General features: G+C 33.6%; 20 protein-coding genes. 5 read left to right on the top strand and 15 right to left on the bottom strand.

The annotated features are described in order from the left end of the window. Positions 1-29: 29 nt before the first annotated feature. Complete coding sequence (locus tag OIU83_RS00305; RefSeq protein ID WP_264204288.1) at positions 30-1,724, bottom strand: tetratricopeptide repeat-containing sensor histidine kinase; 1,695 nt, start codon at positions 1,722-1,724, stop codon at positions 30-32. Between the two features lie 226 nt (positions 1,725-1,950). Between OIU83_RS00305 and OIU83_RS00300 the strand changes: the two genes are divergently transcribed. From OIU83_RS00300 to OIU83_RS00290, 3 genes are all read left to right on the top strand, one after another. Continuing rightward, positions 1,951-2,076 carry a hypothetical protein gene (locus OIU83_RS00300; RefSeq protein ID WP_264204287.1) on the top strand — a complete coding sequence of 42 codons (126 nt, stop codon included), beginning with the start codon at positions 1,951-1,953 and terminating at the stop codon, positions 2,074-2,076. A gap of 95 nt (positions 2,077-2,171) precedes the next feature. Then, positions 2,172-2,297, top strand: a complete 126-nt coding sequence (locus OIU83_RS00295) for a hypothetical protein (RefSeq protein ID WP_264204286.1) — start codon at positions 2,172-2,174, stop codon at positions 2,295-2,297. A 172-nt stretch (positions 2,298-2,469) separates the two neighbouring features. Then, a complete protein-coding gene (locus OIU83_RS00290) occupies positions 2,470-2,625 on the top strand; it encodes a hypothetical protein (protein ID WP_264204285.1) in 156 nt (51 codons plus the stop codon). Positions 2,626-2,742: 117 nt separating this feature from the next. Here OIU83_RS00290 and OIU83_RS00285 read toward each other — a convergent pair whose 3' ends face one another. Continuing rightward, positions 2,743-3,405 (bottom strand): response regulator, encoded by a 663-nt coding sequence (locus tag OIU83_RS00285; protein ID WP_264204284.1) that lies wholly within the window; start codon positions 3,403-3,405, stop codon positions 2,743-2,745. Between the two features lie 168 nt (positions 3,406-3,573). Continuing rightward, a complete protein-coding gene (locus tag OIU83_RS00280; RefSeq protein ID WP_264204283.1) occupies positions 3,574-3,987 on the bottom strand; it encodes a DUF4293 domain-containing protein in 414 nt (137 codons plus the stop codon). 186 nt (positions 3,988-4,173) lie between these two features. On the opposite strand from OIU83_RS00280, the gene rho reads away from it, so the two are divergent. Beyond that, positions 4,174-6,018, top strand: coding sequence for a transcription termination factor Rho (rho, locus tag OIU83_RS00275; RefSeq protein ID WP_264204282.1), 1,845 nt, complete (start codon positions 4,174-4,176; stop codon positions 6,016-6,018). Between the two features lie 464 nt (positions 6,019-6,482). On the opposite strand, the gene OIU83_RS00270 is transcribed toward rho, so the two are convergent. The 4 genes from OIU83_RS00270 to OIU83_RS00255 all read right to left on the bottom strand — a co-directional run bounded on the left by OIU83_RS00270 (position 6,483) and on the right by OIU83_RS00255 (position 9,925). Beyond that, positions 6,483-7,499 carry a M28 family peptidase gene (locus OIU83_RS00270; protein ID WP_264204281.1) on the bottom strand — a complete coding sequence of 339 codons (1,017 nt, stop codon included), beginning with the start codon at positions 7,497-7,499 and terminating at the stop codon, positions 6,483-6,485. Positions 7,500-7,506: 7 nt separating this feature from the next. Next, on the bottom strand, positions 7,507-8,574 hold the full coding sequence (locus tag OIU83_RS00265; RefSeq protein WP_264204280.1) for a DUF3667 domain-containing protein: 1,068 nt from the start codon (positions 8,572-8,574) through the stop codon (positions 7,507-7,509). A 37-nt stretch (positions 8,575-8,611) separates the two neighbouring features. After that, a complete protein-coding gene (locus tag OIU83_RS00260) occupies positions 8,612-9,385 on the bottom strand; it encodes a dienelactone hydrolase family protein (RefSeq protein WP_264204279.1) in 774 nt (257 codons plus the stop codon). Between the two features lie 87 nt (positions 9,386-9,472). Beyond that, positions 9,473-9,925: an Lrp/AsnC family transcriptional regulator gene (locus OIU83_RS00255; protein ID WP_264204278.1), complete on the bottom strand. Its 453-nt coding sequence runs from the start codon at positions 9,923-9,925 to the stop codon at positions 9,473-9,475. Positions 9,926-10,073: 148 nt separating this feature from the next. Between OIU83_RS00255 and rocD the strand changes: the two genes are divergently transcribed. Continuing rightward, complete coding sequence (gene rocD / locus OIU83_RS00250) at positions 10,074-11,327, top strand: ornithine--oxo-acid transaminase (protein WP_264204277.1); 1,254 nt, start codon at positions 10,074-10,076, stop codon at positions 11,325-11,327. 371 nt (positions 11,328-11,698) lie between these two features. On the opposite strand, the gene OIU83_RS00245 is transcribed toward rocD, so the two are convergent. From OIU83_RS00245 to OIU83_RS00210, 8 genes are all read right to left on the bottom strand, one after another. Next, positions 11,699-13,636 (bottom strand): family 2A encapsulin nanocompartment cargo protein cysteine desulfurase, encoded by a 1,938-nt coding sequence (locus OIU83_RS00245; RefSeq protein ID WP_264204276.1) that lies wholly within the window; start codon positions 13,634-13,636, stop codon positions 11,699-11,701. Beyond that, the gene (locus OIU83_RS00240) at positions 13,620-14,540 is read right to left on the bottom strand and encodes a family 2A encapsulin nanocompartment shell protein (protein WP_264204275.1); all 921 of its coding nucleotides are present in this window, start codon (positions 14,538-14,540) and stop codon (positions 13,620-13,622) included. The genes OIU83_RS00245 and OIU83_RS00240 overlap by 17 nt, the downstream gene beginning before the upstream one ends. A gap of 327 nt (positions 14,541-14,867) precedes the next feature. Further along, positions 14,868-16,292 (bottom strand): APC family permease, encoded by a 1,425-nt coding sequence (locus OIU83_RS00235; protein WP_264204274.1) that lies wholly within the window; start codon positions 16,290-16,292, stop codon positions 14,868-14,870. A gap of 21 nt (positions 16,293-16,313) precedes the next feature. Then, on the bottom strand, positions 16,314-17,480 hold the full coding sequence (locus tag OIU83_RS00230; protein WP_264204273.1) for an LLM class flavin-dependent oxidoreductase: 1,167 nt from the start codon (positions 17,478-17,480) through the stop codon (positions 16,314-16,316). 2 nt (positions 17,481-17,482) lie between these two features. After that, entirely contained in the window at positions 17,483-17,641 is a 159-nt protein-coding gene (locus tag OIU83_RS00225) for a hypothetical protein (protein ID WP_264204272.1), read from the bottom strand. Between the two features lie 18 nt (positions 17,642-17,659). Beyond that, the gene (locus OIU83_RS00220; RefSeq protein ID WP_264204271.1) at positions 17,660-19,360 is read right to left on the bottom strand and encodes an amidohydrolase; all 1,701 of its coding nucleotides are present in this window, start codon (positions 19,358-19,360) and stop codon (positions 17,660-17,662) included. Between the two features lie 240 nt (positions 19,361-19,600). Beyond that, complete coding sequence (locus tag OIU83_RS00215; protein ID WP_264204270.1) at positions 19,601-21,073, bottom strand: RagB/SusD family nutrient uptake outer membrane protein; 1,473 nt, start codon at positions 21,071-21,073, stop codon at positions 19,601-19,603. A gap of 29 nt (positions 21,074-21,102) precedes the next feature. Beyond that, on the bottom strand, positions 21,103-24,288 hold the full coding sequence (locus OIU83_RS00210; protein ID WP_264204269.1) for a SusC/RagA family TonB-linked outer membrane protein: 3,186 nt from the start codon (positions 24,286-24,288) through the stop codon (positions 21,103-21,105). Positions 24,289-24,879 lie beyond the last annotated feature (591 nt).

Genomic DNA, 24,879 nt, shown 5'->3' with positions numbered 1-24,879 from the left:
GTTTTAAAGAAAGAGTTTTATGTTATTAATTAAGATTGATGCATTATCGGGACCTCTATCCTAATTGATGTTCCCATATCAATTTTGGACTTAACAATTATCTCTCCTTTTAGATTTTTAATTCTGGCTCGAATTTGGTTTAGTCCAAAACCTTCAATGATATTGAATTTATTGGTTTTATATCCTTTTCCATTGTCGTTTACATTAATAATAAGCTTTGAATCTTCCTCTACCAATGAAACACTTGCGATAGTTGCTTCACTGTGTTTTATGATATTATTTAAAAGTTCCGAAATGATAAAATAAATCCTCATTTCAAATTTTTCATGATAACGTGTTTTTGAGGGTATTGTACAAGAATATTCAAAGTGAATAGTTGAATTGGAATTTTTTTCACATAAATCTTCAAGAGCGTAGAACAGACCAAAACGAACTAATAATGTCGGTAAAAGTTCATGAGATAGATCGCGTACTTTATCATGTGCTTCTTCCAGTATGAATTTTGTTTTAAGAATTTCTTCAGAAACAGGCTCGTTTTGCGTCGAAAAAACATTTAGGTGCATTCCAGCTGAAGATAATAGTGCACTAATATTATCATGTAGGAATAATGCGATTTTTTTACGTTCGCTTTCTTGTCCATCAATACTTGCATTAATGATGTTTTGCTGTATTTTACTTTGTATATCTTTAAGTCTGTTATTTTGTTTCAGTTTTGTGTTTTGATAGAAAAAGTAAAATAAAATAATACTCACAAGGAACAAAGAAACCATGATACTAACTACTTTTTTGTTACGTGATTGTTCCTGTAATAAAAACTCCTGTTTAGATTTATATTGAGTTTCGATTTTATCAACTTCTCTTTTATATTCGTCTAATTCAAGATTGACGCCAACAAGCTTAGTCTTTTTTAATTCTATAGATTCAGTGAGTTCTCTGTTTAGAGTGTTGAGTTGGATTATGTTTTCAAACGCTTTTTTGTAGTTATGATTTTTGGATAAAAAGGCTGCATATTTTTCATGTGTTTTTGCTAAATCAAATTTTTCATGACTTTCATTTCCTAGTGCAATCGCTTTCATGAAAAAAGTATTTGCTTTTATAGTATCGTTAATATGGTCATTATATATCCCATTTAACATGTTTAGGGCAACCTGACTGGGCTCGTCTCCATATTGCTTAAATTTATTTATATAATTTAAATAATCTAAACCTTTGTCAAAATTTTTAATTTCAAAATAGGCCCAGGTAATATTAAGTTTTCTAAGATATATTCTTGAATTGTCAGCAGAATTCTCACTATATTGTAGGGATTTTTCATAGTGATTGATTCCTTTTTGATACTCTTTTTTATAGAAAAAATAGGTATTTCCCAGATTATTATGAATTTTAGCCTTTAGTTTACTGTCGTCAGTTTTATCAATATAGTATAATGCTTTTTGGTAAAATACTAAAGCTTTGTCTAGCATGATTAGATCATCAAAATTTGCTCCTATTATATTGTAACAACGCGCAATAAGATTATTATCATTGATTTCAATTGCATGTTTTAATGCGATTCTTGATTCTCTTAAAGATTTCTCGTAGTTATTGATTTTATAGTTTGTGATTGCTTCTTTTAGTGATTTTTCAATTTCATCTTTTTGAAGTGCCTTATTTTGAGGGTAAAGTTTGGTGCTAAAACAAATTAGTAATATAACGATCAATGAAATAATTCGAGTTTTATGCATTTAATACGATTGTTATTTTATAGAGATAAATTTCCAGTATTCTATTTCAAATTTAATAATTAAATCTCTTCTAGTTTAGAAAAAATTAGTTATTATTGTATAGTCAATTACAAAGGATAGGGAATAATAAGTTTTTGTTTTTTTTTGTAAGTGATTAATCACAAAAGACATATGTCTCAAATGTCTTAAAATGATTGAGGTATTGCCTAATTTAACCAAAAATAATATGTTAGAAAATTTTTTAGAAGTAGAGGGAATTCAAGAATTGACAAGAAGAGAGCAAAAAACTATTCATGGAGGTGATGCACCAGTAGATCCAGAAATTGATAAAGGAGGTAAGGGGCAAGGTTAATATGATTGTGAATTTCACTAACTAAACTCGTTATTTTTTTGCGGTTTTTCATAGTAAGGTGTAGTAAAATTGTTATTATTAATAAATTTAATATTATGTTAGAAAATTTTTTGGAAGTAGAAGGAATTCAAAAATTAACCAGAACAGAGCAGAAAATTATCCATGGAGGTGATGCACCAGTAGATCCGGAAATTGATAAAGGAGGGAAAGGAGATCTTTAATTTTAATAAGTAAGAATAATTTTCTTAAAGCACACCTGAACAGGAGTGCTTTTTGTTAGGGTTTTTATTTTGTTATTAATAGGGTTTAAGATTAATAGTATGGAAAACAAGACATATCTCAAAATGTCTTAAAATAATTTGGGAGTTAATCAATTTTAATAAGAAAAAACTCATGTCAAAACAATTTTTAGAAGGAGAAGAAATTTACAATTTAGCAACAGAAGATTCAAATAATGATCTTGGTGACGATATAATCCTTGAGGATGATAAAGAAAAAGAACCAGACCCAAAAGAAGAGATTGACAAAGGTGGAAAAACTGATGTTTAATAAAGTCTTAAAATGAAATAACTGCTAATTAACTTAAGTAAAAAGGGCATAAATTAATTAGAAAACAAAAAAAAAGTGTTTCAATTTTGAAACACTTTTTTCGTTTAACTATTTTAATTATGATTTAATCAAATTATTCTTGATAGCATATTTAACCAAACCAATAGTGTTTTTGGTTTTTAACTTTTTCATGATATTCTTACGGTGTGTTTCAACTGTATTGGTACTAATGAAAAGTAGTTCACTAATTTCTTTTCCACTATATTCAAGTGAAATTAAGGTGATAATTTCAAGTTCGCGACAACTCAAAATAGAGTTTTCTTCACGTACTCTTTCATTAAGTTTTGGATTACCTCTGGTAAACGTAGTAAATATTTTTTCTCTTACCGAATCACAAAAATATTCTTCACCTTGGTTAACAGCTTCAATTGCTTCGATGATATTTTCACCTGCACATTTCTTTGTCAGATAGCCGCTGGCTCCAAGATTCATTACTTCTTTTATGATTTTTAAATCATCGTAGCTGGAAAGAATTATTACTTTACAGGGAAATCCTTTTTCAGAAAATTCCTTTAGCACTTCTATGCCATCTTTTTGGGGCATACTAATATCCAGTACTAAGATATTGGTATCGTTTATAGTGACATCTTCATAAATATTCATTCCGTTTAGTGACGAACCTACTACTTCAAAGTCGGAAACGGTATGTAATAAATTGGTAAGCCCATCAATAAGTACCTGATGATCATCGGCTAGATGCACTCGTATTTTGTCTTTCATAAAAAATGATAGCTATATGGCTCCAAATTTAGGAAAAAATAAGGGATTATAAGTGTTACAAGAATTTAATTTTATTTATAAAACTGTTGCCATCTCAATGTTTTTTACAAAAAAACCCGAATTTTTAAATTCGGGTTTCCTTCGCACAAAAAATTTAAGTTTATAGGTTTATCTCAATCTATCCACAGATTTCACAAGATCTTCGTCCTTTTTGATGGCCTTATTAGCTAAAACTAATAATACGATAGCAACTATAGGCAGAAACATCCCAATACCTTTCTCTGAAACAGCAGGTGTTTCTCCAGATAAATTTAGTGAATGATATACAAATAATCCTAATAAAATTAAATTTAATATTATATTCAGTCTGCCCATGACAAACTGATTTTGTCTTTTTTTGTATGAGATAATACTTACTATTGATAACATTGTGCTCAAACCAAGTAAAATAACATAGAATTGATTTTGCATGAAATAATAAGGTTTATTATCTGCTGTTGTCCAAAGCGGAATAAAAAACATTAAAATACCAGTAACTGCAAATGTTAAAATCAAATATATGGTTTGAATACGTTGTATCATTTTTTTTTAGAAATTGTTTTACAAAAATATATTTTCTTTTTCATAAATGCTATTGTATGATTAAATTTTATTCGTATTATTGCATCACAATACCGTAAGCACTTCATACTGCGGTTGATTCAAATAAAATAGTACTACCATTCTTTTACAGTATTTCCGAAAATTAATTAAACTCATAGAACATTCATGTTTGATATTTCTGCATTAAAAGAAATGAAGCTTTCTGAGCTTCAAGAAATAGCTAAGTTAGCTAAAACCATAAAATTTAACGGTGTAAAAAAGGAGACCTTAATTAGTCAGATTTTAGCACATCAAGAGACTTCTGCCCAACCCCCAGTAGCACAAAAAGTTAATGAAGTTGTTGAAGACGATAAGCCCAAGAGAGCTCGAATTGTCCCGGTAAAGAAAGCAGCTATACAAAAGAATACAGTTCAGAAGAACATAGTTTTTGAAGAAGAAAAAGAAAATAAAGCAACTGAAATTCCAGATGCACCAGTAACTCCTCCTGTAGTTGTAGCGACAGAATCGATAGAAACTGTTGAATCTCCAGAAAATAGTGCTCCTGAGAAAGATGTTCCTGAGAAGAAAGCTCCAAAAATCATAAAATTCAATAAATCGGCCTATGAAAAAAAGGTCGCTTTACAAAAGGAAAAAGAAGCAGCAAAAGAAGTTGTTACGGAAACCGAAACTCCAGTTGAAGCTCCTGCTAGTGAGGCTTCTGTTGAAACTCCATCAAATACATCGGAAAAAGTAGAAGCGCCAATTCAGGCTAAGAAAACTAACCCGAATCAGAATAAACAAAATCCTAACCAGAACCCGAATCAAAATCCTAATCAGAATCAAAACGGGAACAACGGTAATCAAAATCCAAATTTTAAGAATAAAAAGAATAATTTCAGAGACTCTGATTTCGAGTTTGATGGTATTATCGAAAGCGAAGGTGTTCTTGAAATGATGCCTGACGGTTACGGATTCTTACGTTCTTCAGATTATAATTATTTAGCCTCTCCAGATGATATTTATTTATCAACTTCGCAAATCAGATTGTTTGGTCTTAAAACAGGTGATACTGTAAAAGGAGTTGTGCGTCCTCCTAAAGAAGGAGAGAAATTTTTTCCATTAGTTCGTGTTTTAAAAATAAACGGACATGATCCTCAAGTAGTTCGTGATCGTGTTTCTTTTGAACATTTAACTCCGGTTTTTCCTTCAGAAAAATTCAAATTAGCCGAAAAGCATAGTACAATTTCAACTCGTATCATCGATTTGTTTTCTCCAATAGGAAAAGGACAACGTGGTATGATTGTAGCACAGCCTAAAACAGGTAAAACGATGTTACTTAAAGATATTGCAAATGCTATTGCTGCAAATCATCCCGAAGTATATTTAATCGTTCTTCTTATAGATGAGCGTCCTGAGGAGGTTACCGATATGCAACGTAGTGTGCGTGGGGAAGTAATTGCTTCTACTTTTGACAGAGAACCACAAGAACACGTGAAAATTGCCAATATAGTATTGGAAAAAGCAAAACGTTTGGTAGAATGTGGTCATGATGTAGTGATTCTTTTAGATTCTATTACACGTTTGGCAAGAGCTTATAATACAGTACAACCAGCATCTGGTAAAGTATTAAGTGGAGGTGTTGATGCAAATGCGTTACAGAAACCAAAAAGATTCTTTGGAGCTGCACGTAATGTAGAAAACGGTGGTTCGTTAAGTATCATTGCTACAGCATTAACCGAAACGGGATCAAAAATGGATGAAGTTATCTTTGAGGAATTTAAAGGTACAGGTAATATGGAGTTGCAATTGGATCGTAAGATTGCAAACAAACGTATCTTTCCTGCAATTGATTTAACTTCTTCAAGTACGCGTCGTGACGATATGTTACTAGACGAAAAAACATTACAAAGAATGTGGATCATGAGAAAATACCTTTCAGATATGAATCCTGTAGAAGCTATGGACTTTATCAATGATCGTTTCAAGAAAACTAAAAACAACGAAGAGTTTTTGATTTCTATGAATGATTAGAGGAAGGTTTAAAGTTGCTAAGATTTTGAGTTACTAAAGTATTAAGATATATAGTAAAAGAAGCTGTCTGAAAAATTACTTTTCAGACAGCCTCTTTTTTTTAATTTCAGAAAATATGATTGATAATTGCTCCAGTGGAGCATAATTTTTATAGAATTTTCATAGAATTTTGGGATAAAGCTACAGCGTAGCGCTATTTTGTTTTTTCTTCGGATTGCTATATATGTCACCCCAAATGGGGTTTTGCTAAACGATTTTATGAATTTCTATAAATATAACATCCCTTTGGGATTTAAAATGTTATAAACTTGGGGTTTGATTATTGAAATAGATTACAGGCGCGGAAAGAATTTCCGTACTATCGTTGTACATATCTGAGTGATTGGAATCTATAATATAAAAAAAGGATGAGTTTTTCTCATCCTTTTTTGTGAACCTCAGCCCCGAAGCTTCGGGATCAGGACCTACTTCTTATCAACTACAGGTCTATTATCTCTATTTGCTAAATCCCACGCTATTACAAAAGCAAGTTGTGTTCTTTTGGTTAAAGCATCGTATTCGATTTTTTGTGGTTCATCACCTTTTTGGTGGTAATCTTCGTGAACTCCATTAAAGAAAAATACTGCTGGAATACCAAGTTTAGCAAAATTATAATGATCAGAACGCTCATAGAAATGATTAGGATCTTTAGGATCATTAAATTTAAAATCTAAATCTAATTTGGTGTATTTTTCGTTTTGAGCTACAACAATATTGTGTAAATCGCTTGATAATCTGTCGGCACCGATTACATATACATAGTTGTTTGATTTTGCATGTTCTACGTCACGACGTCCGATCATATCTATATTGATATCGGTGATCGTATTTGCTATAGGAAACAATGGATTTTCTGAGTAGAAACGAGAACCGTGTAAACCATGTTCTTCTCCGGTTACATGTAAGAATAAGATAGAACGTTTTGGACCGTGACCTTGTTTTTTAGCTTTTGCAAATGCCTGAGCCATTTCTAGTAAAGCAACAGTTCCGGAACCATCATCGTCGGCACCGTTATATACTTCACCGTTTTTTACTCCTACATGGTCGTAATGTGCAGAAATAACCAAAACTTCATCTGGTTTTTCTGAACCTTCTATATACGCCCAGATATTCTCTGAGTCTGGTAAGTTTTGATTTCTTTTGGCATTTAGGTAAGAAGCTGGAATATGTTGGTAATAATCGGTAGCTCCTTTAGGAAAAGGAACTTTATCTTTTTTATATTGATCGATTAAGTAAACACCTGCTTTTTTCTGCCCTTTAGACCCGGTTTCTCTTCCTTCCATTTCATCTGAAGCTACTATGTAAAGATGTTTTTTTAAATCTTTGGCTGTAATAGTGTTCATATATTTGGTTGGATCCGAATTGTCTTTTGCAACGACTCCTTGAGTATTTTTGCATGAAAATGCCGAAGCAATTAATAATAGGATTATAATTTTTTTCATTTTTTGTTTAATGTATATTGATAAATGTGTAAAAAGCGAATGCGACTAGTAAAAATAGTATAAAAAATGAATTTATGAAGAACAATGTTATACTTTTAAAAAATGACACCGTTCTTGTTTCTCCATAAAATCGATGATGGGCTGGAAAAAAATAATAGAACATCCATATTGATCCAATAATAGTGATGAGCCTTACTATTGTATCAACAATAGGGTTGCCTCCAAATAAGACTCCTATTTTTCCGATTATAAATATAACTAGAAAAATAAGTAGTAAAAATGAGAAATAATGTAGGGTAAATATGCCGTGATCAAAATAATACCAACGCTTTTTACTATGAAAAACCCATAAAAAGAATGCGAAAAAGGGCATGATAATAAATAAAACTTTAGGCAAATTATGAATAAAAGATTCTGCGAATTTATCGAGTGCTTCTCGACCAGTATTTTTATCTTTTATAAGTTGGATTTTTCTATTTATCCAATAACTAAAGTCGGAAAGTTTTTCGGCTTTAGAACCATATTTTTGAATGGAGTCTAGTTGATTAACAGATTTATATCCAAATTGTACTAAGCTTTTTTTGCTTGTTTGGGGATTGCTTAAAACTTCCTCAATAGCTTTTTTGTCCTCGCTGGAAATTGATTTAGAATTCAATAGCGCTTTTACATCTTTGTCCTCTTTTAGCGAATTGGTTATGGCTGAAGTTTGTTTTTGTATATTTTCGGATTTAAGAGTATCGGTTGAGTTGTCATTTACATGAAGAGGAAATATTGCGATTAAAAGAAAAGTTACAAAACTGATGAAAATGTAAAGGCGGACTGGTGCTAAATAAGATAAGCGTTTCCCCGAAAGATATTCTTTCGTTAAAGCAGCTGGTTTAAATAAAAGGTTTTTAATGGTACGCCAAAAAGCATTTTCATAATGCGTTAAATCTTCAAAAAAATGAATGAATAAGTGATGAAATGTTTTTCGGGTATCGGTATTTTCTTGTCCACAATTAGGACAAAATTTTTGTTCGACAACGTGCCTGCAGTTCAAGCAGGTTTTGTCTTTTCTTAAAGGACTTTTTGACATAAAGAATTTGGTGGTATTTGGTTTGAGATAGTTAAAATTATTTTTTCAAGACTTCATTTAAGAAAAGCTTCAAATGTTCAAAAGAACGTTTTGCGGCTTTCTCATTATATGCAGCTCCTTTGGAATTGTCATTTCCAGCTTCAGGATTGGTAAATGAATGTACAGCATTGGCATAATAAATCATTTGCCAATCGGCTTTGGTATCGCGCATTTCTTGTTGGAATGCGGCAATTTCTTCTTTGGATTCAAATGGATCATCGGCACCGTGGCAAACTAAAACTTTGGTATTAATAGTTTCGTTTGGTCTGGCAGCATCTCTGGCTAAACTTCCATGAAATGAAACTACGCCTTTTACATTAAGATGCCCTCTTGCAGCTTCCAGAACTCCTGTTCCGCCAAAACAATATCCAATTGCAACTATATTATCGGCATTGGCCCCTGATTTTATTAATTGCTGTAAAGCCAGATTGATTCTTTTTTGGTATTCGGTATAATTGGTTTTGTAAAATCCGGCAACTTTACCAGCTTCACTTGCATTTTTTGGATAATTACCTTCTCCATATATATCGGCAATAAAAACATAATAGCCTAGTTTGGCTAAATCTTCGGCAATTGCTTTGGATGCTGTGTCGATTCCCAACCAGGCTGGTAACATTAAAATACCCGGTTTATTATTGCTTTTTGTTGTTGGCTGAATAGCTAATCCATTTAAAATTTGATTGCCATCGGCATATTTTACTGGTTTTAATTGTGCAAACATAGTTGTAGTACTTAGTAAAATTCCTAAAATAAAAAGATATGAGGTTTTCATAATTTGATAATTTAAAAGCAAATATCCGAAAATTAACGAAAGGTTTTGTCTCTGTTTCTCTTTATTTTATATCTTTTTTGCAAAAACTTAAAGACCTATGTTTCGTTTAAAAGCGCACCCTAATTCTATAATAGAATCTGTTTTGGCAATACCCGAAATACTATCGATTTTTTCGTAAAGTATTTTTCTCATATGTTCATGATTTTTGGCTATTATCTTTATGTAAAGTGTAAATGATCCTGTTACATAATAACATTCTGTGATTTCTGGAATTTTCTTTAACTCCTCGATTATTCTGTCAGAATCGGAATCTTTATTTAGGGTAATTCCTGTAAATGATGCCCAGTCGTATCCTATTTTTTTTTCATTTACAACAGGTTTAATTCCCGATAATACGCCTTGCTCTATCAACCGATTGATACGTTGATGTACCATTGTGTTTGATATTTTTAAATTGGTTGCAATGGCAGAATATGCCATTCGACCGTCTTTTTCTAGTTGTTTGATAATATTGATGTCAAATTCGTCTAATGAATCCATGAAGTTTGTTTTGAAATTAAAATGACTCTGTTTTTGTTTAAATAAGGTGAAATTGACTTTTAAAGTATGAATACGAGTCAAAAGTATTGAATTTTATTGTAAAATTGAAAAATAGTGTTATTTTTGTAAAAAGTTAAAAATTAAGATCATGGAACAGGTTCAACAAATTCTTTCGTCAAAATCTAATGTATTAATTGAAAAAGAAAATAAATATGGTGCTCATAATTACCATCCATTACCAGTAGTTTTAGAAAGAGGTGAAGGGGTTTATGTATGGGATGTTGACGGAAAAAAATATTATGATTTTTTATCGGCATACTCTGCAGTAAATCAAGGACATTGTCATCCTAAAATTGTGAAAGCAATGGTGGATCAGGCACAAACATTGACGTTGACTTCGAGAGCTTTTTACAATGATAAATTGGGAAACTACGAAGAATTTGTTACTAAGTTTTTTGGTTTTGATAAGGTTTTACCAATGAATACTGGTGCCGAAGCTGTAGAAACTGCTATAAAATTATGTCGTAAATGGGCATACGAAGTAAAAGGAGTTGCGGAGCATGAAGCACAAATTATAGTTTGTGAGAATAACTTTCATGGTAGAACGACTACAATTATTTCTTTCTCAAATGATGAAAGTGCACGCAAGAACTTTGGTCCTTATACTGCTGGATTTATAAAAATAGAATATGATAATCTTGATGCTTTGGAAAAAGTATTGGAATCCTCTAAAAATATAGCTGGTTTTCTTGTAGAACCAATTCAGGGTGAAGCTGGAGTTTATGTTCCTTCTGAAGGATATTTGGCTAAAGCCAAAGCGCTTTGTGAAAAACATAATGTTTTATTTATTGCCGATGAAGTTCAAACGGGAATTGCCCGTACAGGAAAATTATTGGCTGTGCATCATGAAAATGTGCAACCAGATATTTTAATATTAGGAAAAGCAATTTCTGGTGGTGTATATCCTGTTTCGGCTGTATTGTGTAATGATGTTATCATGAACGTTATTAAACCGGGACAACACGGTTCAACTTTTGGAGGGAATCCAGTTGCTGCTGCTGTTGCGATTGCAGCTCTTGAAGTTGTAAGAGATGAAAATTTATCTGAAAATGCAGAGCGTTTAGGAACCATTTTGCGTAATGGTTTAAATGATATAGCAAAACGTAATAACCTTATTACTTTGGTTCGTGGTAAAGGATTATTAAACGCAATTGTAATCAATTGTGATGAAGAGTCTGATCTGGCTTGGGAGATTTGTTTAAGATTTAGAGATTACGGATTATTGGCTAAACCGACTCATGGAAACAAAATTCGTTTGGCTCCACCTTTGGTTATTACCGAAGATCAAATTAAGGATTGTCTTGAAATTATCGAAAAAGCACTTAATGATTTTAAATCGTAATTATTAATGTATAACCTAATCCAGATGGGAATCTGTCTGGATATTGATACAAAAAATAAACCAGAATTAACTTCGTCGGTTCGACTTTTAGTTTCGAATCACAAATTGGCAGTAATGAAGCTAATCATTAAAATTTGTATCAATTCATATTTAAAATTTAGTTATAATATTTGTGTCTAGCCCTGATGGAAACGGCATCCTTTTTATGGCTTCTTTTGCCAGAAAAAGATATAGTGTACAGCAGGAGATAGCTCCTGAAAATTAAAAAAGCGACAGTCCAAGGACTATCGCTTTTCGTTTATAATTGCTTAAAATATCAAAAAAAGCAACTATTTCTTTGAGTTCATGTACGCATTTACTCTATATTATTTTTAAAATCTAACTTTTTTGAGTTCCCACAACGTTTTGATGAAAGTATCAACGTCTTGTGTGGTATTGTAAAAAGCCAAAGATGGTCGAACAGTAGTTTCTACTCCCATTCTTCGCAAAATAGGTTGTGCGCAATGATGCCCGGTTCGAACTGCAACTCCTTCTTTGTTTAAGGCCTGTCCAACCTGGTCATTGGTATATCCTTGTAAATTAAAAGAAAGTACGCTTGCTTTATTGGCAGCAGTTCCTATTAATCGAACCCCCGGAATTTCTTTTAGCAATCTTGTTGCATATTGCAATAACTCATGTTCGTATTGTCCGATGGCGTCGATTCCTAGTTTTGTAACATAATCTATGGCAGCACCAAGACCAATGGCATCGGCAATATTTCCTGTTCCGGCTTCAAAACGATTGGGTGCTTTGTGGTATTTTATTTCCTCAAAAGTGACATCCTGAATCATGTTTCCACCAGCTTGGTACGGTTGCATTTCGTTTAGTAAATCTTCTTTTCCGTACAAAGCGCCAATTCCGGTTGGACCAAAAAGTTTATGACCTGAGAAAACAAGCCAATCTGGATTCAGGTCCTGAACATCAACTTTCATGTGCGAAACGGATTGTGCACCATCGATTAAAACTTTTGCTCCGGCAGCATGTGCCATTTCTACTATTTTCTTGGCTGGAGTTACGGTTCCTAGTGCATTTGAAACTTGTGTAAAAGCGACTAAACGGGTTTTTGAATTTAATAGTTTTGCATATTCGTCTAACAAAATTTGTCCATCATCATCTACAGGAATTACACGTAGTTTCAAGCCTTTTTTATCGGCCAAACGTTTCCATGGAACAATATTGGCATGATGTTCCAGATTACTGATAATGATTTCATCGCCAGCAACTAAATTATGATCGCCCCAACTTTGTGCTACCAAATTAATACCTTCTGTAGCACCGCGAACAAATACAACTTCGTTAACAGAACTTGCATTCAAAAATGTTTTTACTTTTTCGCGTGCTGCTTCGTAAGCATCCGATGCACGAGCTGCAAGTTCATGTGCTGCACGATGAATATTCGAATTTTCGTGTTCGTAGAAATAAGCAATACGATCAATAACCGATTGTGGTTTTTGGGTCGTAGCAGCATTATCAAACCAAACTAAAGGTTTGCCGTTTACGGTTTCTCTTAAAATGGGAAAATCTTTTTTGATAAGATTTGCATCAAAATGAGAGCTTGTTAAATGGCTAAATTCTTGCGGTTCAAAAGTATTTCCTACTGCTAAATTGGTATTTCTCTGATCAAAAGCAAATGGATTTTGCTCTAAAAAATAATACGAATTTGTGCTTTCATTTCCGATTAACGGAAAATCTACACGCTTTGTAAATTGTGTATCAACAAATTTTAATGCAGCATTTAATTCGGTTTCAAAAGAAGAACTCTCTGTTTGAAAAGGCAAATAATCATTGTTTAAAAGCAATTTCGAAAAAAACGTTTCTTCGTTTAATTGTGTTGTTCCTCCATTCTTGAAATTTACATCATGAAAACCAGTTTGCGGATTGTTGACATTGACATTATTTCCGTGTGGGATTCCAGATGAAGAAACGCCACTTTGAGGATCAAATCCAGCTCCGGCATTTGGATATAAAGCCGAGGCTCCTGAACCATAATTGGCAACTGTTGGCGACGCTCCAAAACCGCTAAATGAAGGTGGAGCAGAAGGTACGCCAGCTATATTTTGCGACGGAATGGGCGTCGGGTTGTTACCATTTAAATTTCCGGTATTCAACAATGTTTCTGCAATTTTTGTAGCGCGCGGATGTTCATTTCGATCAGGACTTAACGAAATTTCCTTAGGGAACTCATTAGGTAATGTCTTGAACAATTCGTTCGCCAAAAGCTGCAAATTATCAATGTTGGGTAAGCCGTTGTTGTTAGTATTTATACTCATGGTACTTTCCTATTTCTACATCTTCAAGAACTGCGATGGCATCATCTACTAATATTGCCAATGAGCAATAAAGTGATACCAAATAAGAAGCAATTGCTTTTTCATTTATTCCCATAAAACGAACTGATAATCCTGGTGATTGTTCGCCTTGTAATCCAGGTTGAATTAACCCGATAACACCTTGACGACTTTCGCCTGTGCGTAATAAAATGATTTTGGATTTCCCTTTTACGATAGGTAATTTATCTGATGGAATAAGCGGAATTCCTCTCCATGTTAAAAATTGAGATCCAAATAAAGATGTAGTAGGAGGTGGTACTCCACGACGTGTACATTCGCGACCAAAAGCTGCAATTGCTAATGGATGCAATAAGAAAAACCCTGGTTCTTTCCATACTTTTGTCAATAATTCGTCTAAATCGTCTGGAGTTGGTGCGCCAGTTCTGGTTTTGATAATTTGCGAAGGCGCAACATTACTTAGTAAACCATAATCTTTATTATTGATTAACTCGCTTTCCTGACGTTCTTTGATGGTTTCAATAGCCAAACGTAGTTGTTCCGAAATTTGATTGTATGGTTTGCTGTACAAGTCCGATACACGAGTATGTACTTCAACAATAGTTTGTACTGCTGCAAGATTATATTCCCTTGGATTATCGATATAATCGACAAAAGTGTTTGGTAAAACCCTTTCGTCACGTGCAGAACAATCTACTTCGATATGACTTCCGTCTTTTACTTTATTCAAACGAAATACACCCGATTCTACCGGTGTCCAATGCAAAAGATGTGTTAACCAACGTGGTGTGATCGTCCCAATTTGGGGAACTGTACGTGTTGCAATTGCTAATTGTCTTGCTGCAACATCTCCTAATGCTGTCTGTTGTTGTTTTGGTTCAGCCATGATTTAATGGTTTAAAGGTTAATTTTTTTGTTAAAGTGTTTCATAGATTCTTTGCATAAAAACACATTTCGTTCTATAGATAAATTTAAAATAAAAATAAAAGCGTTTGAAATAAATGCTGTTTAATTTATTATAAAATAATATTTACATTATTGAATTACAGTATTATGAAAGGGAATTGGATAACTCGTTTGCAGAAAAATATCTTCCTCCAGTATCATAATTAAAAGTAAGGACTCCAGCTTTTTTTTGATTTTATTGATGTCTGCCAAAGAAGTTCTAATATTCCTTTGCTATTTCTTGATAAAACGAATTCATAAAATGTTTTTATTTTTTTTGTGTTAAAAACTTCTCTCTGATATAATAAATGGGTATTCCGATACCTGCGATGATTAATCCCGGCCAGGTATAAGTGGGTTTGTAGATTATTAATAAAATACAAAATGCTGATCCTAAAAGAATATAAATGGCGGGTAAAAATGGATATCCAAAGGCTTTATATGGTCTTTCGTGTTTTGGTTTTTTAATTCTTAAAACAAAAATCCCAGCAATGGTTATGACGTAAAATAAAACGACTACAAAAGAAATCATGTCTAATAAATTTCCGTAACGACCGCTTAAACTTAAAATAACGGCCATGAAAAACTGGATCCAAAGTGCATTTGCAGGAACAGAATATTTGTTTAAAATGGCTGTTTTCTTGAAAAACAATCCGTCTTTTGCCATGCTTTGATAGACTCTTGCGCCTGATAAAATCATTCCGTTGGCACATCCAAACGATGCAATCAAAATCATTAGCGCAATAATCGACGTTCCGCTAGAACCAAAGATGGCTTGTGCAGCAGCAATTCCAACTCGGTCTTTTTCGGGTGTTCCAATTGCTTCTATAGGTAATACTGCGGTAAACATGATGTTTAAAGAAACATATATGATGGTTACAACTGCAGTACCTAAAAGTAAACTCAAGCCAATATTTCGTTTTGGATTTTTTATTTCATCAGAAACAAAAGTCACATTATTCCACGCATCGTAACTAATTACGGTTCCAACTAATGCTGAAGCAATTGCTCCCCAAAAAGCAGGTGTATTGGTATATTGTAAAAATGAACCATCAGGATTTAGCTTTTGTAAATGAAAAGGATTCGTCCAGTTTGCCTGCCAGACTTCGGGTTTGAAAAAGATAAACCCGAAGACAATAAGAATTAGTAAGCTTATAAGTTTGGTTCCTGTAAAAAACTTCTGAATCCACTTTCCAAGTTTCACTCCTTTGGTATTGATATAAGTCAAAATAAATAACAAGACGATAGAAGAGAGTTGTGCAGGAGAAACGGTAAAAGATTCCCCAATTTTAAAGGCTACCAAATCTTCGCTGAAAAGCGGAAAAAAGTACGCTAGAAATTTAAAGAACGATACACAAACCGCCGCAATGGTTCCAGTTTGTATGACGGTAAATAAACTCCAGCCGTAAACAAATGCCACAAGGGGATTGTAAGCTTCTTTTAAATAAATATATTGGCCTCCAGATTTAGGGAACATTCCGCTTAATTCTCCATAACTAACAGCCGCAATCAATGTCATGAATCCACCGATTAACCAAACTAAAATAAGCCAACCTGCCGATCCAACATTACGGGTAACATCGGCACTTACAATAAAAATTCCAGAACCAATCATTCCGCTGGCTACCAATAAGGCAGCATCGGCAAGACCGAGTTCTCTTTTATATTCTTGTTTTTTTTCTATTTCTGACATTCTGTTTTTTTATTTTTATAGCTATACCAGTTCTGCATTGGTTAAAGGTGTCGAAGGTATTTCTTGCGGAATTCTTCCTTGTAAATGAGGTAACGAAGCATTAGGCAAACGTGGTAAAACTAATTTGGCAAAATAGTTCGCTTCTTCAATTAATGGAAATCCGGAGAAAATGAAAGATCTAAACCCCATGTCCATATAGCGATTTAGTTTTTCAATAATTTGATCGGCACTTCCTACCAAACCACTTCCGCAGCCAGAGAAAACTTTACCAATATCGGTCCATAGAATATCTTCTACATAACCATCCTCATCCGAAGTTTCTCTTAATTCGTCCTGTTTTAAAACACCTAAGGAGCGCGAATCTTCACCACGACTTCTAATTTCTAATCCGCGTTTTTCGTCGAATTTTGAAATTAGCTTTTTGGCGTAAGCTCTTGCTTCTTCCTGTGTTTCACGAACTATGACATGAATTCTTAACCCAAAATCAATTGTTCGTCCTTCGGCAGCGGCACGTTCGCTCATTTCTTTTAATGTTGCGTACATTGATTCTTCAGATTCTGGCCAGGTTAAGAACACATCGCAATGTTTGGCACAAACTGCTCTGGAACCTGGAGAAGTTCCTCCAAAATATAATAATGGACCGCCATTTTGCTGATATGATTTTACAGGATCTGATGGCAAATCAAATTGATAGATTTCACCTTTATGCGATATTCGGTCTTGCGTCCAGCCCTGTTGCAAAATCTGAATAACTTCAGAACATCTTTGGTATCTTAAATTTGGATCTTCTCTTGTTCCTGGTAAATCCGAGTTGATTATATTCAATATCAATCTCCCTTTTAACATGTGATCTAATGAAGAAATTGCTCTCGCCAACATTGGCGGATGAATTTCTCCAGTACGAATAGCGAGTAAAAAAGTAATCTTGTTAGTCTCGGGTGCAACACTTGCCGCAAAAGCCAATCCGTCTTGTCCTACAGTATAAGCCGATGGATATAATATGCTGCTAAATCCTAGTTTTTCGGCTTCTAATGTTATTTCACGACAATGTTCGTAACTGCTTCGGCGATCATTATCCAGAACGCCTAAATATTCTGTATCTCCACCAATAATGTCATTAAACCAAGAAATTTCAGCGACTCTTTCCGGGGTTCTAATGGCTACTGTTTCAATTTTGCCTTCAATCATTTTTATTTATTTTTTTTAAAATCTTTTTTCACTTTTGTATTCTTGTTCTGAAGTGAGTTTGTGTTTTCTGTAACAGTTTCACTAAGCCAGAAAAATTCGGCAGTATTTTTTCGGATTATCATTGATGTAACAGGTGCGGGGTTTATGTTTATCTGAGTCATTTTTTGAGTTTTAAATTATTATTTTTTAAAAACTGTCTTTCCTTCTTTTATGGTTTCCAAAACAGTAATATCTTTTATTTTAGAAGGTTCTATTTTGGTTAAATCATCAGAAAGCACAACTAAATCTGCCAGTTTTCCAGTTTCGATTGAACCTTTACTATTTTCTTCGAAATATTCGTAAGCACCGTTTATTGTGATGGCACGAAGACCTTCGATAGGAGTTAAACGTTCGTCAGGACCAATAACTTGTCCGGAACGGGATTTTCTTTCTACAGATGTCCATAATAAAAACAACTGATTTAATGGTGTAACCGGATAGTCAGTATGGTTGGTGGCGACAACACCTTTATTTATGGCTGTTTTTAAAGGGCTTAAAAAACTGGCTCTTTCTACACCTAAGTTGCGAACATGTACATCGCCCCAAAAGAATGCGTGATTACTAAAGAAAGCGGCAATGATTCCCAGTTTTTTATAATCATCTAACTGATCGGGTCTTACAAACTGAGAGTGAATAGTTACCGGTCTGCGGTCGTTACTGTTTGTATTCAAGGTTTTATTCGCATTTTCGATCGCTTTTAAATACATATCAATCGTAGCATCTCCATTGCAATGTACAAATGGACGAACATTATTTTTGAATGCTTTAATGACTAAATCATTAAACTGATCTTGTGTAATGTTAGGAAAACCAGTGCATACATCGTGGTTACAACCTGGTACTTCTACTAAGTAAGATTTACTAAAAAAAGCAGTTTTACCTTGTGGGGAACCATCAGCAATCATTTTTGTTCCAGCCAGTTTTAAATGGTTTTTTAGTACACCAAATTTAAAATCAGGATTTTTTAATACTTCGTCTAATGTTGGATAACCCGGTAGGGCTTCGATATCAATAAATAACTCGTTTTTTTCTGCCGCTTTATGTAATAATTGTAGTGACTCATAACTCGTGTATCCATCCTGAGCAGTTGTAATACCGTTGCTTGCATAAAATAATTGCTGCTCTTTTAAACCTTTTAATTGTTCGTCTAAAGTAGGAGCAGGTTTTGCGGGTCTTTTAAGTAATCTGCTCGCATTTTCTTGTAATAATCCTGTAGGTTCATTGGTGCCTTTTTTTCTTTCGATCGCACCACCGGCAGGATTAGGAGTATTGGCATCAATTCCTGAAAGTTTTAGGGCATACGAATTCGAAACCGACATGTGTCCATTGATGTTTGTAACGGTTACTGGATTGTTTGGAAAAGCAGCATTAAGATCCTCTTTAGTTGGATGTCTTTTTTCTTCTAATTGATCTTGGTCATATCCATAAGCATCGATCCATTCGCCTGGAGCGATATTTTTTTGCTTTTGAAAAAACTGAATTCGGTCTACCAAGTCGGCAATATTTTTAACATCACCCATTGGTGGCGAACCTACATTTACCGTAGTCGATCTCGATAAACCCATAAAATGGCTATGACCATCAATAAATCCGGGTACAACTGTTTTTCCTTTTAAGTCGATAATAATCGTGTTTTTGTCTTTTAGTTTTTGGATTGTACTATTACTTCCAACCGCTAGAATTTTACCGTTATTGACTGCAATAGCTTGTGCAGTGCTATTTTTGGCATCGACCGTAATAATATTACCATTGATAAAAATCTTTTCGGCAACGTTTTTTTGTTGTGCGTTAATAATCGTCGTAGCGAAAATTATAAACAGCCATTTAAAATTAGTTCTCATTTCGTTATTTCTTTTTTTGTTTTATAAAGATTATAGTAATCAGTTGGGTGTAATTATTTTTTAACACATAGAAGCATAGATTTTGCTTTCTCAAATGAGGCGTTTCACTTCTTTAAAATATACATAGCATCCTATGTGAGAGAAAATATTTTTCTTTTTGTTTCCTTATTTAAAACTCAGAATCTATGTTTCTATGTGTTAAATGTTTTTTTTCAATTACGCCCAAAGGGTTATAGTATTTTATCTCGGAGCCAGTTTGTTATAAGCCAATTCGTTACTTGGAATTGCCCAAACATAATTGCTTGCTGCAGGCAATACCTCGGGCGCAACACCTGCATTTCCTGTTTTTCCGGGAAGTGTTTGAACTCTTCTCAATAAATCCGGTGTACGGAATCCTTCGCCAACGAGTTCTATTCTTCTTTCATTTAAAATTGTAGCAATCAATTCTTCTTTGGTAGTTACTCCTGTAGTGAAAACATAAGCTGCATCCGAACGGTTTCGAACTGCCGACAATAAAGTTATGGCCAAGGTTAAATTGTTATTTTGTGCTGCAGCTTCGGCGTAATTCAATAGGACCTCGGCGTAGCGAATCACTGGAACATAATCTGTAAAAGGAGCTCCGCTTTTCTTGAATTTATTAAGCAATTTTTGTCCTGTTGAATTTGTGATAACCAAACCTTTTCTTGCATCTGTTGAAGTTGGAGAAGCAAAAACACCATCGGCAATAATTCCTGCTGAGTTAAAATAAATTACAGGTGTCAAATAATTTCCTCCAAGTGCACTTTGTAATCCCGGAGCTTCTGCTGCGGTTGTAAACGGAATCGTGAAAATAGCTTCATTACCCACATATGAACCTCCAAAAACGGTTGCAACATTAGGTTCTAAACGATGCGTTAAACTCCCAGAAACGTATTGAAAAGGAGCTGATTCCGGTACTAGTTTACTTGCCTCAGTAATTACTTTTGCATAATCTCCTTTGTTTAAATAGACTCTGGTTTTTAAGGCAATGGCTGTTGCTTTGTGTGCTCTTGAAGCTGTAAGTATAGCGGTTGAATAACTATCTGGCAAATCTGTTTCGGCTTCGTCAAGGTCTTTTAAAATTTGAGTGTAAACATCGGCAACACTGCTAAAGGCGAAGTCATTAAATCCTCCCGATGTATTCCCTTTTAAGCGTAACGGAAGTGCTAGTGCAGCACTGTTTTGCGCATAAGGTTTTGCATACGTTTGTACCAAGCTTAAATATGAAATGGCTCTTACAAACTTAGCTTCGGCAATATAATTTTTACGTAAATCCTCGGTTACAACTGTTGAGTTTGCTAAATTATCGATTAGAATATTCGAGAAATTAATTGAGGTGTAAGCAACGCTCCAAACAGAGTTTACAAAATCTCCTGATGCAGTTATGGATTGATTCCAAACATTGGCGCCTGTAGAATTGTTCCCATCATTCTGGCTGAATTCATTTCCTCTTTGTTCATTAAAAATTATGTAACGACCACCATAAAGTGACGGATTACTAAATTGACCGTATAGTCCGTTTATTTGAGCCAAAATCTTTTCGGGAGTGCTAAATGCTGTTTCTGTCGAAATACTTGTTTGCGGTACAGTATCTAAAGCATTATCACTACATCCTGCCAATATTAATGCTATAAATGGGGCGATAATAAACGTTTTTTGGATGCTTTTTTTGTAGCTTTTATAATTGAGATTCATGTTGTTTTTATTTAATTAAGATTAGCGCCTTATAAACCTACATTAAGTCCTAAGGTAAATACTGATGAGTTTACAGGTACGTTTTGATCTTTCCCCGAATTGATTGAGTTTCCATTTATTGAAATCTCTGGATCTGAACCACGATATTTTGTTAGAGTGTATAAATTAGATCCCTGAGCATATATTTTAGCAGATGTTATGTATTTGTTAATCAGATCATTTTTAAGTGGAATTCTGTAACTTAACACAATGTTCTTTACTTTTAAATAAGATCCATCTTCAACATAAGCAGAGTTACTTGATGAGAAACCACCAGAAAAACTATCTCCATAGACTAATTTGGGAACATCTGTAACTTGTCCAGGTGTGGTCCAACGGTCTTTTATGAAAGTTCCGTTGTTAAAAAAGCGCTGATCGGATAAGGTTGATCTTGTACCGTTGTATAATTTATTACCACCTGAAAAAGTAAGACCAATAGTTAAATCGAAATTACCATAAGATAAATTATTGTTTAAACCTCCGTAATATGTTGGTAAAGAAGGACCTTGAATACGCCCATCACGGTAGTTGTCTATTGCTGGAGCGGTATTTCCGTTTAGATAGGTAAAAGCTTTCGTAAGTGCATTGTACTGAACTTCTTCGTTATTTGAGTTTACATAAACTCTATTTCCATTTTCTGGATTAACACCTGTTGTTGGTACAGCAAAAATGGATCCTACAGAATAGCCTTCTCGAGTAACATTTTGAATTCCAAAAGTGCTTAAAGCCGTTGGATAAATATCCCCATATCCTCCCAATGAAGTAACTTTGTTTTTTATGGTTGATAAATTCAGACTTGCATTCCATTGAAAATCATTGCCATTTATAATATTTGCATTTACTGTAAACTCAAATCCTTTATTGTATAATGATCCTACATTTGCTGCAATAGAGTTGTTTGGAATTCCTTGTGATAAAGCTTGTGGTGCATTTAGGATTAAGTCATTGATGTTGTTTTTATAATAATCGGCTTCTATTGTAATTCGATTATTAAACAATCCTAAATTGATTCCAAAATCAAGTTTCTTACTAGTTTCCCATTTTAAGTTCGGATTTCCGGATTGAGCAAAATTAAGTGTTGGAACTCCGCCATATGTTCCCGCTGTATATTGCGATAAGGCAGCATAATCGTTTAATTCGCTATTCCCTACAATTCCATAACTGGCTCTAACTTTCAAAGCATTAAGAACTTCTTTTATTGATGATTTTTTGAAAAAACCTTCTTCAGATACATTCCAACCTACTGATGCACCACCAAAATTCCCCCATTTATTTCCAGCTGCCAATGCTGATAATCCATCTCTTCTAAAATTAAGATTCAGTAAATATCTTTTATCGTAATCATAGCCAATACTGCTAAAATAAGAAAGTAGTACATTTTCTGTCTGGATAGAAGGACCAGGAGTAATAGTTGTAAAACCTCCCTGATAACTGGTAAAAAAGGGATCTGTCAAGCCTGTTCTTATTGCTCCCCAACCATTAATTTCGCGAACATTTTTTTCTTGACCTAATAGTACTTTTAGATTGTGTTTATCATTAATTACAGTCGAGTAGGTTAGGGTATTAGTCCAGTTTGATCTGGAGTATTTTGTATTCGAATTTGTAGCAGCTCCTTTAGTCGAAAAACCATCTCCGCTATATGGATTTCTAAATTCTTTGTTTTCTACAACAAAATTATTGATGCCATAGACAGTTTTGAATTTTAGGTTTTTGATAATTTCAAGTTCTGCATAAACACTTCCTATAAAGGTGTTATTTTCGGAGGTATTTTTGTCTAAATCCAATATTGTTTGCAAGTTGTAAGCATTAATTACTCCTAATGCACTGTTATTAGGTCCGTATCCTATGTTTCCGTTATTAGGATTTATATTGTAAGAACCATCCGGATTGTAAATAGCAATATTTGAAGGTAAAATATATGTAAGTCTTCCAAGTGGCTGTAAACCGATATATTGTGTGTTAACACTATTTCCTGCCGATGATGCAACCGAATTAGGCGTTGAAGAACCTGAATTAGGACCTGAATTTATGGAGTTATTATAAGAGAAGTTTGTTCCTAAGACAAATGAATTATTTACTTTTTGCTCAAAATTCAAACGGATTCCTTTCTTTTTAAATTCATTGGTTTTTAAAATTCCATTTTGGTCGGAGTAATTTGTAGAAACAAAATAGCTGGTAGAATTTGTTGCTCCCGAAAAGCTAAGGTTATGATTTTGTGAAACTCCAGTTTGATATGCTACATCATACCAATTTGTGTCTGTAGTTGTTCCGTCGGGATTTTGTCCTAAGGCAAATGCTGGTGTAAGTCCCGCATTTGTTCGGGCTTCATTTTTAATTGTAACATAATCTGTAGCATTTAGAAGCTTTGGTAGATTAGAAGCTTTATTCCAGCTAACCCAAACATCATAATTGATATTTACTTTTCCTTTTTTCCCCTTTTTAGTAGTGATAACAATTACTCCATTTGCAGCGCGAGAACCATATACTGCTGCTGCCGAAGCATCTTTTAAAACATCTATAGATTCAATATCATTTGGGTTAATATCGGACAGCGGATTGTTACCAATTGCTCCACCTGCCGTTCCCGTAAATACAGTTACACCATCTACGATAATTAAGGGATATAAGGAACTTGTTATCGAATTTATCCCTCGAATTCTAATTACAGGAGTATTATTTAATGATCCGCTTGGTTGAACAATGTTTAATCCCGCTGCCTGACCACCTAATAACTGATCGAAACTTTGTGCAGGACGATTTGCAATTTGTTTGGCTTCAATTTTTGCTGTTGATCCTGTAAATGTTTTTTTGGCCGATGTGCCATATCCTACAACAACTATTTCATCTAGTTTTTCTACCTGTTCCGTAAGTTTTATTACGACAGGACTTCCGTCGACTATAATTTCTTTAGTATTATATCCTATGTAATTAATTATTAATGTGTAAGGAAATTTTTGACCTGTTTGGAAATAAAATTTTCCATCTAGGTCTGTTTCTACACCATGTGTCGTTCCTTTAATATTTACCGATGCACCGATAATAGGTTGATTCGTTATTTGATCTACAATCGTTCCGTTAAGTTTAGATTGAATATTAGGTTCTGTATTTTGTGCATTGATTCCGATTGAGATAAACAAAATGCTAATCCATAAAATAAGTTTTGTATTTTTTTTCATTCCTTGTACTGATTTTGTAATTATAAAGAGGCTGAAAGTTTAATTTAAACACCCTGTTTGGTTTCCTTTTTTTAAGAGATAAATGTTCTTTTATTGATGCCATTTCTATTGCCGTAGAAAGGATTTTTCCTTAATTGATAGTTAGGTTCATTTTTATTTTTTTAGTTGTTATTTAGTTGATTTGTAGTTATAGCGTGATAATCATTTTGACACAGAATTTTGTATCAAAGTGATAGTTGTAATATCCAATATGATGCTTTTTGGGCTTTAAAGAAATTCGTCTTAAATTCGGATTCTATGAAATGAAACCGATAGTAAACAAAATAGGTGTGTGAGATTTAACAACAGAAGCACATATAACAAAAAGTGTTATTTGTGTTTTTTATAGGAAGAATGTAATGTGCTATGTTTTCAGTTGTTTTCAAGATGTAGTTTTTTTTGGTTTTAAATATAATTTAAACTCTACTAATTCTATAGACAAAGTTATATTTATTATAATAAAAACCAAATTTTTTCTAAAATTTATTTAAATAGAAGGGGATAAGTACCAAATAATCATGGTGAATTAAATTTAATTAAGTGATTATTAAT

This window comes from Flavobacterium shii, from assembly GCF_025847235.1.
Taxonomy (GTDB): Bacteria; Bacteroidota; Bacteroidia; order Flavobacteriales; family Flavobacteriaceae; genus Flavobacterium; species Flavobacterium shii.
Note: the sequence above shows the minus strand (reverse complement) of the source record. Positions and strands in the feature narration are given on the sequence as shown.

Bases quoted from the DNA above. Each gene is read 5' to 3' on its own strand.
- OIU83_RS00285 (WP_264204284.1), bottom strand. From the start codon at position 3,405: ATGAAAGACAAAATACGAGTGCATCTAGCCGATGATCATCAGGTACTT.
- OIU83_RS00280 (WP_264204283.1), bottom strand. From the start codon at position 3,987: ATGATACAACGTATTCAAACCATATATTTGATTTTAACATTTGCAGTT.
- OIU83_RS00270 (WP_264204281.1), bottom strand. From the start codon at position 7,499: ATGAAAAAAATTATAATCCTATTATTAATTGCTTCGGCATTTTCATGC.
- OIU83_RS00220 (WP_264204271.1), bottom strand. From the start codon at position 19,360: ATGAGAACTAATTTTAAATGGCTGTTTATAATTTTCGCTACGACGATT.
- OIU83_RS00260 (WP_264204279.1), bottom strand. From the start codon at position 9,385: ATGAAAACCTCATATCTTTTTATTTTAGGAATTTTACTAAGTACTACA.
- OIU83_RS00305 (WP_264204288.1), bottom strand. From the start codon at position 1,724: ATGCATAAAACTCGAATTATTTCATTGATCGTTATATTACTAATTTGT.
- OIU83_RS00290 (WP_264204285.1), top strand. From the start codon at position 2,470: ATGTCAAAACAATTTTTAGAAGGAGAAGAAATTTACAATTTAGCAACA.
- OIU83_RS00255 (WP_264204278.1), bottom strand. From the start codon at position 9,925: ATGGATTCATTAGACGAATTTGACATCAATATTATCAAACAACTAGAA.
- rho (WP_264204282.1), top strand. From the start codon at position 4,174: ATGTTTGATATTTCTGCATTAAAAGAAATGAAGCTTTCTGAGCTTCAA.
- OIU83_RS00230 (WP_264204273.1), bottom strand. From the start codon at position 17,480: ATGATTGAAGGCAAAATTGAAACAGTAGCCATTAGAACCCCGGAAAGA.
- OIU83_RS00235 (WP_264204274.1), bottom strand. From the start codon at position 16,292: ATGTCAGAAATAGAAAAAAAACAAGAATATAAAAGAGAACTCGGTCTT.
- OIU83_RS00240 (WP_264204275.1), bottom strand. From the start codon at position 14,540: ATGGCTGAACCAAAACAACAACAGACAGCATTAGGAGATGTTGCAGCA.
- rocD (WP_264204277.1), top strand. From the start codon at position 10,074: ATGGAACAGGTTCAACAAATTCTTTCGTCAAAATCTAATGTATTAATT.
- OIU83_RS00265 (WP_264204280.1), bottom strand. From the start codon at position 8,574: ATGTCAAAAAGTCCTTTAAGAAAAGACAAAACCTGCTTGAACTGCAGG.
- OIU83_RS00245 (WP_264204276.1), bottom strand. From the start codon at position 13,636: ATGAGTATAAATACTAACAACAACGGCTTACCCAACATTGATAATTTG.
- OIU83_RS00300 (WP_264204287.1), top strand. From the start codon at position 1,951: ATGTTAGAAAATTTTTTAGAAGTAGAGGGAATTCAAGAATTGACAAGA.
- OIU83_RS00225 (WP_264204272.1), bottom strand. From the start codon at position 17,641: ATGACTCAGATAAACATAAACCCCGCACCTGTTACATCAATGATAATC.
- OIU83_RS00295 (WP_264204286.1), top strand. From the start codon at position 2,172: ATGTTAGAAAATTTTTTGGAAGTAGAAGGAATTCAAAAATTAACCAGA.
- OIU83_RS00215 (WP_264204270.1), bottom strand. From the start codon at position 21,073: ATGAATCTCAATTATAAAAGCTACAAAAAAAGCATCCAAAAAACGTTT.
- OIU83_RS00210 (WP_264204269.1), bottom strand. From the start codon at position 24,288: ATGAAAAAAAATACAAAACTTATTTTATGGATTAGCATTTTGTTTATC.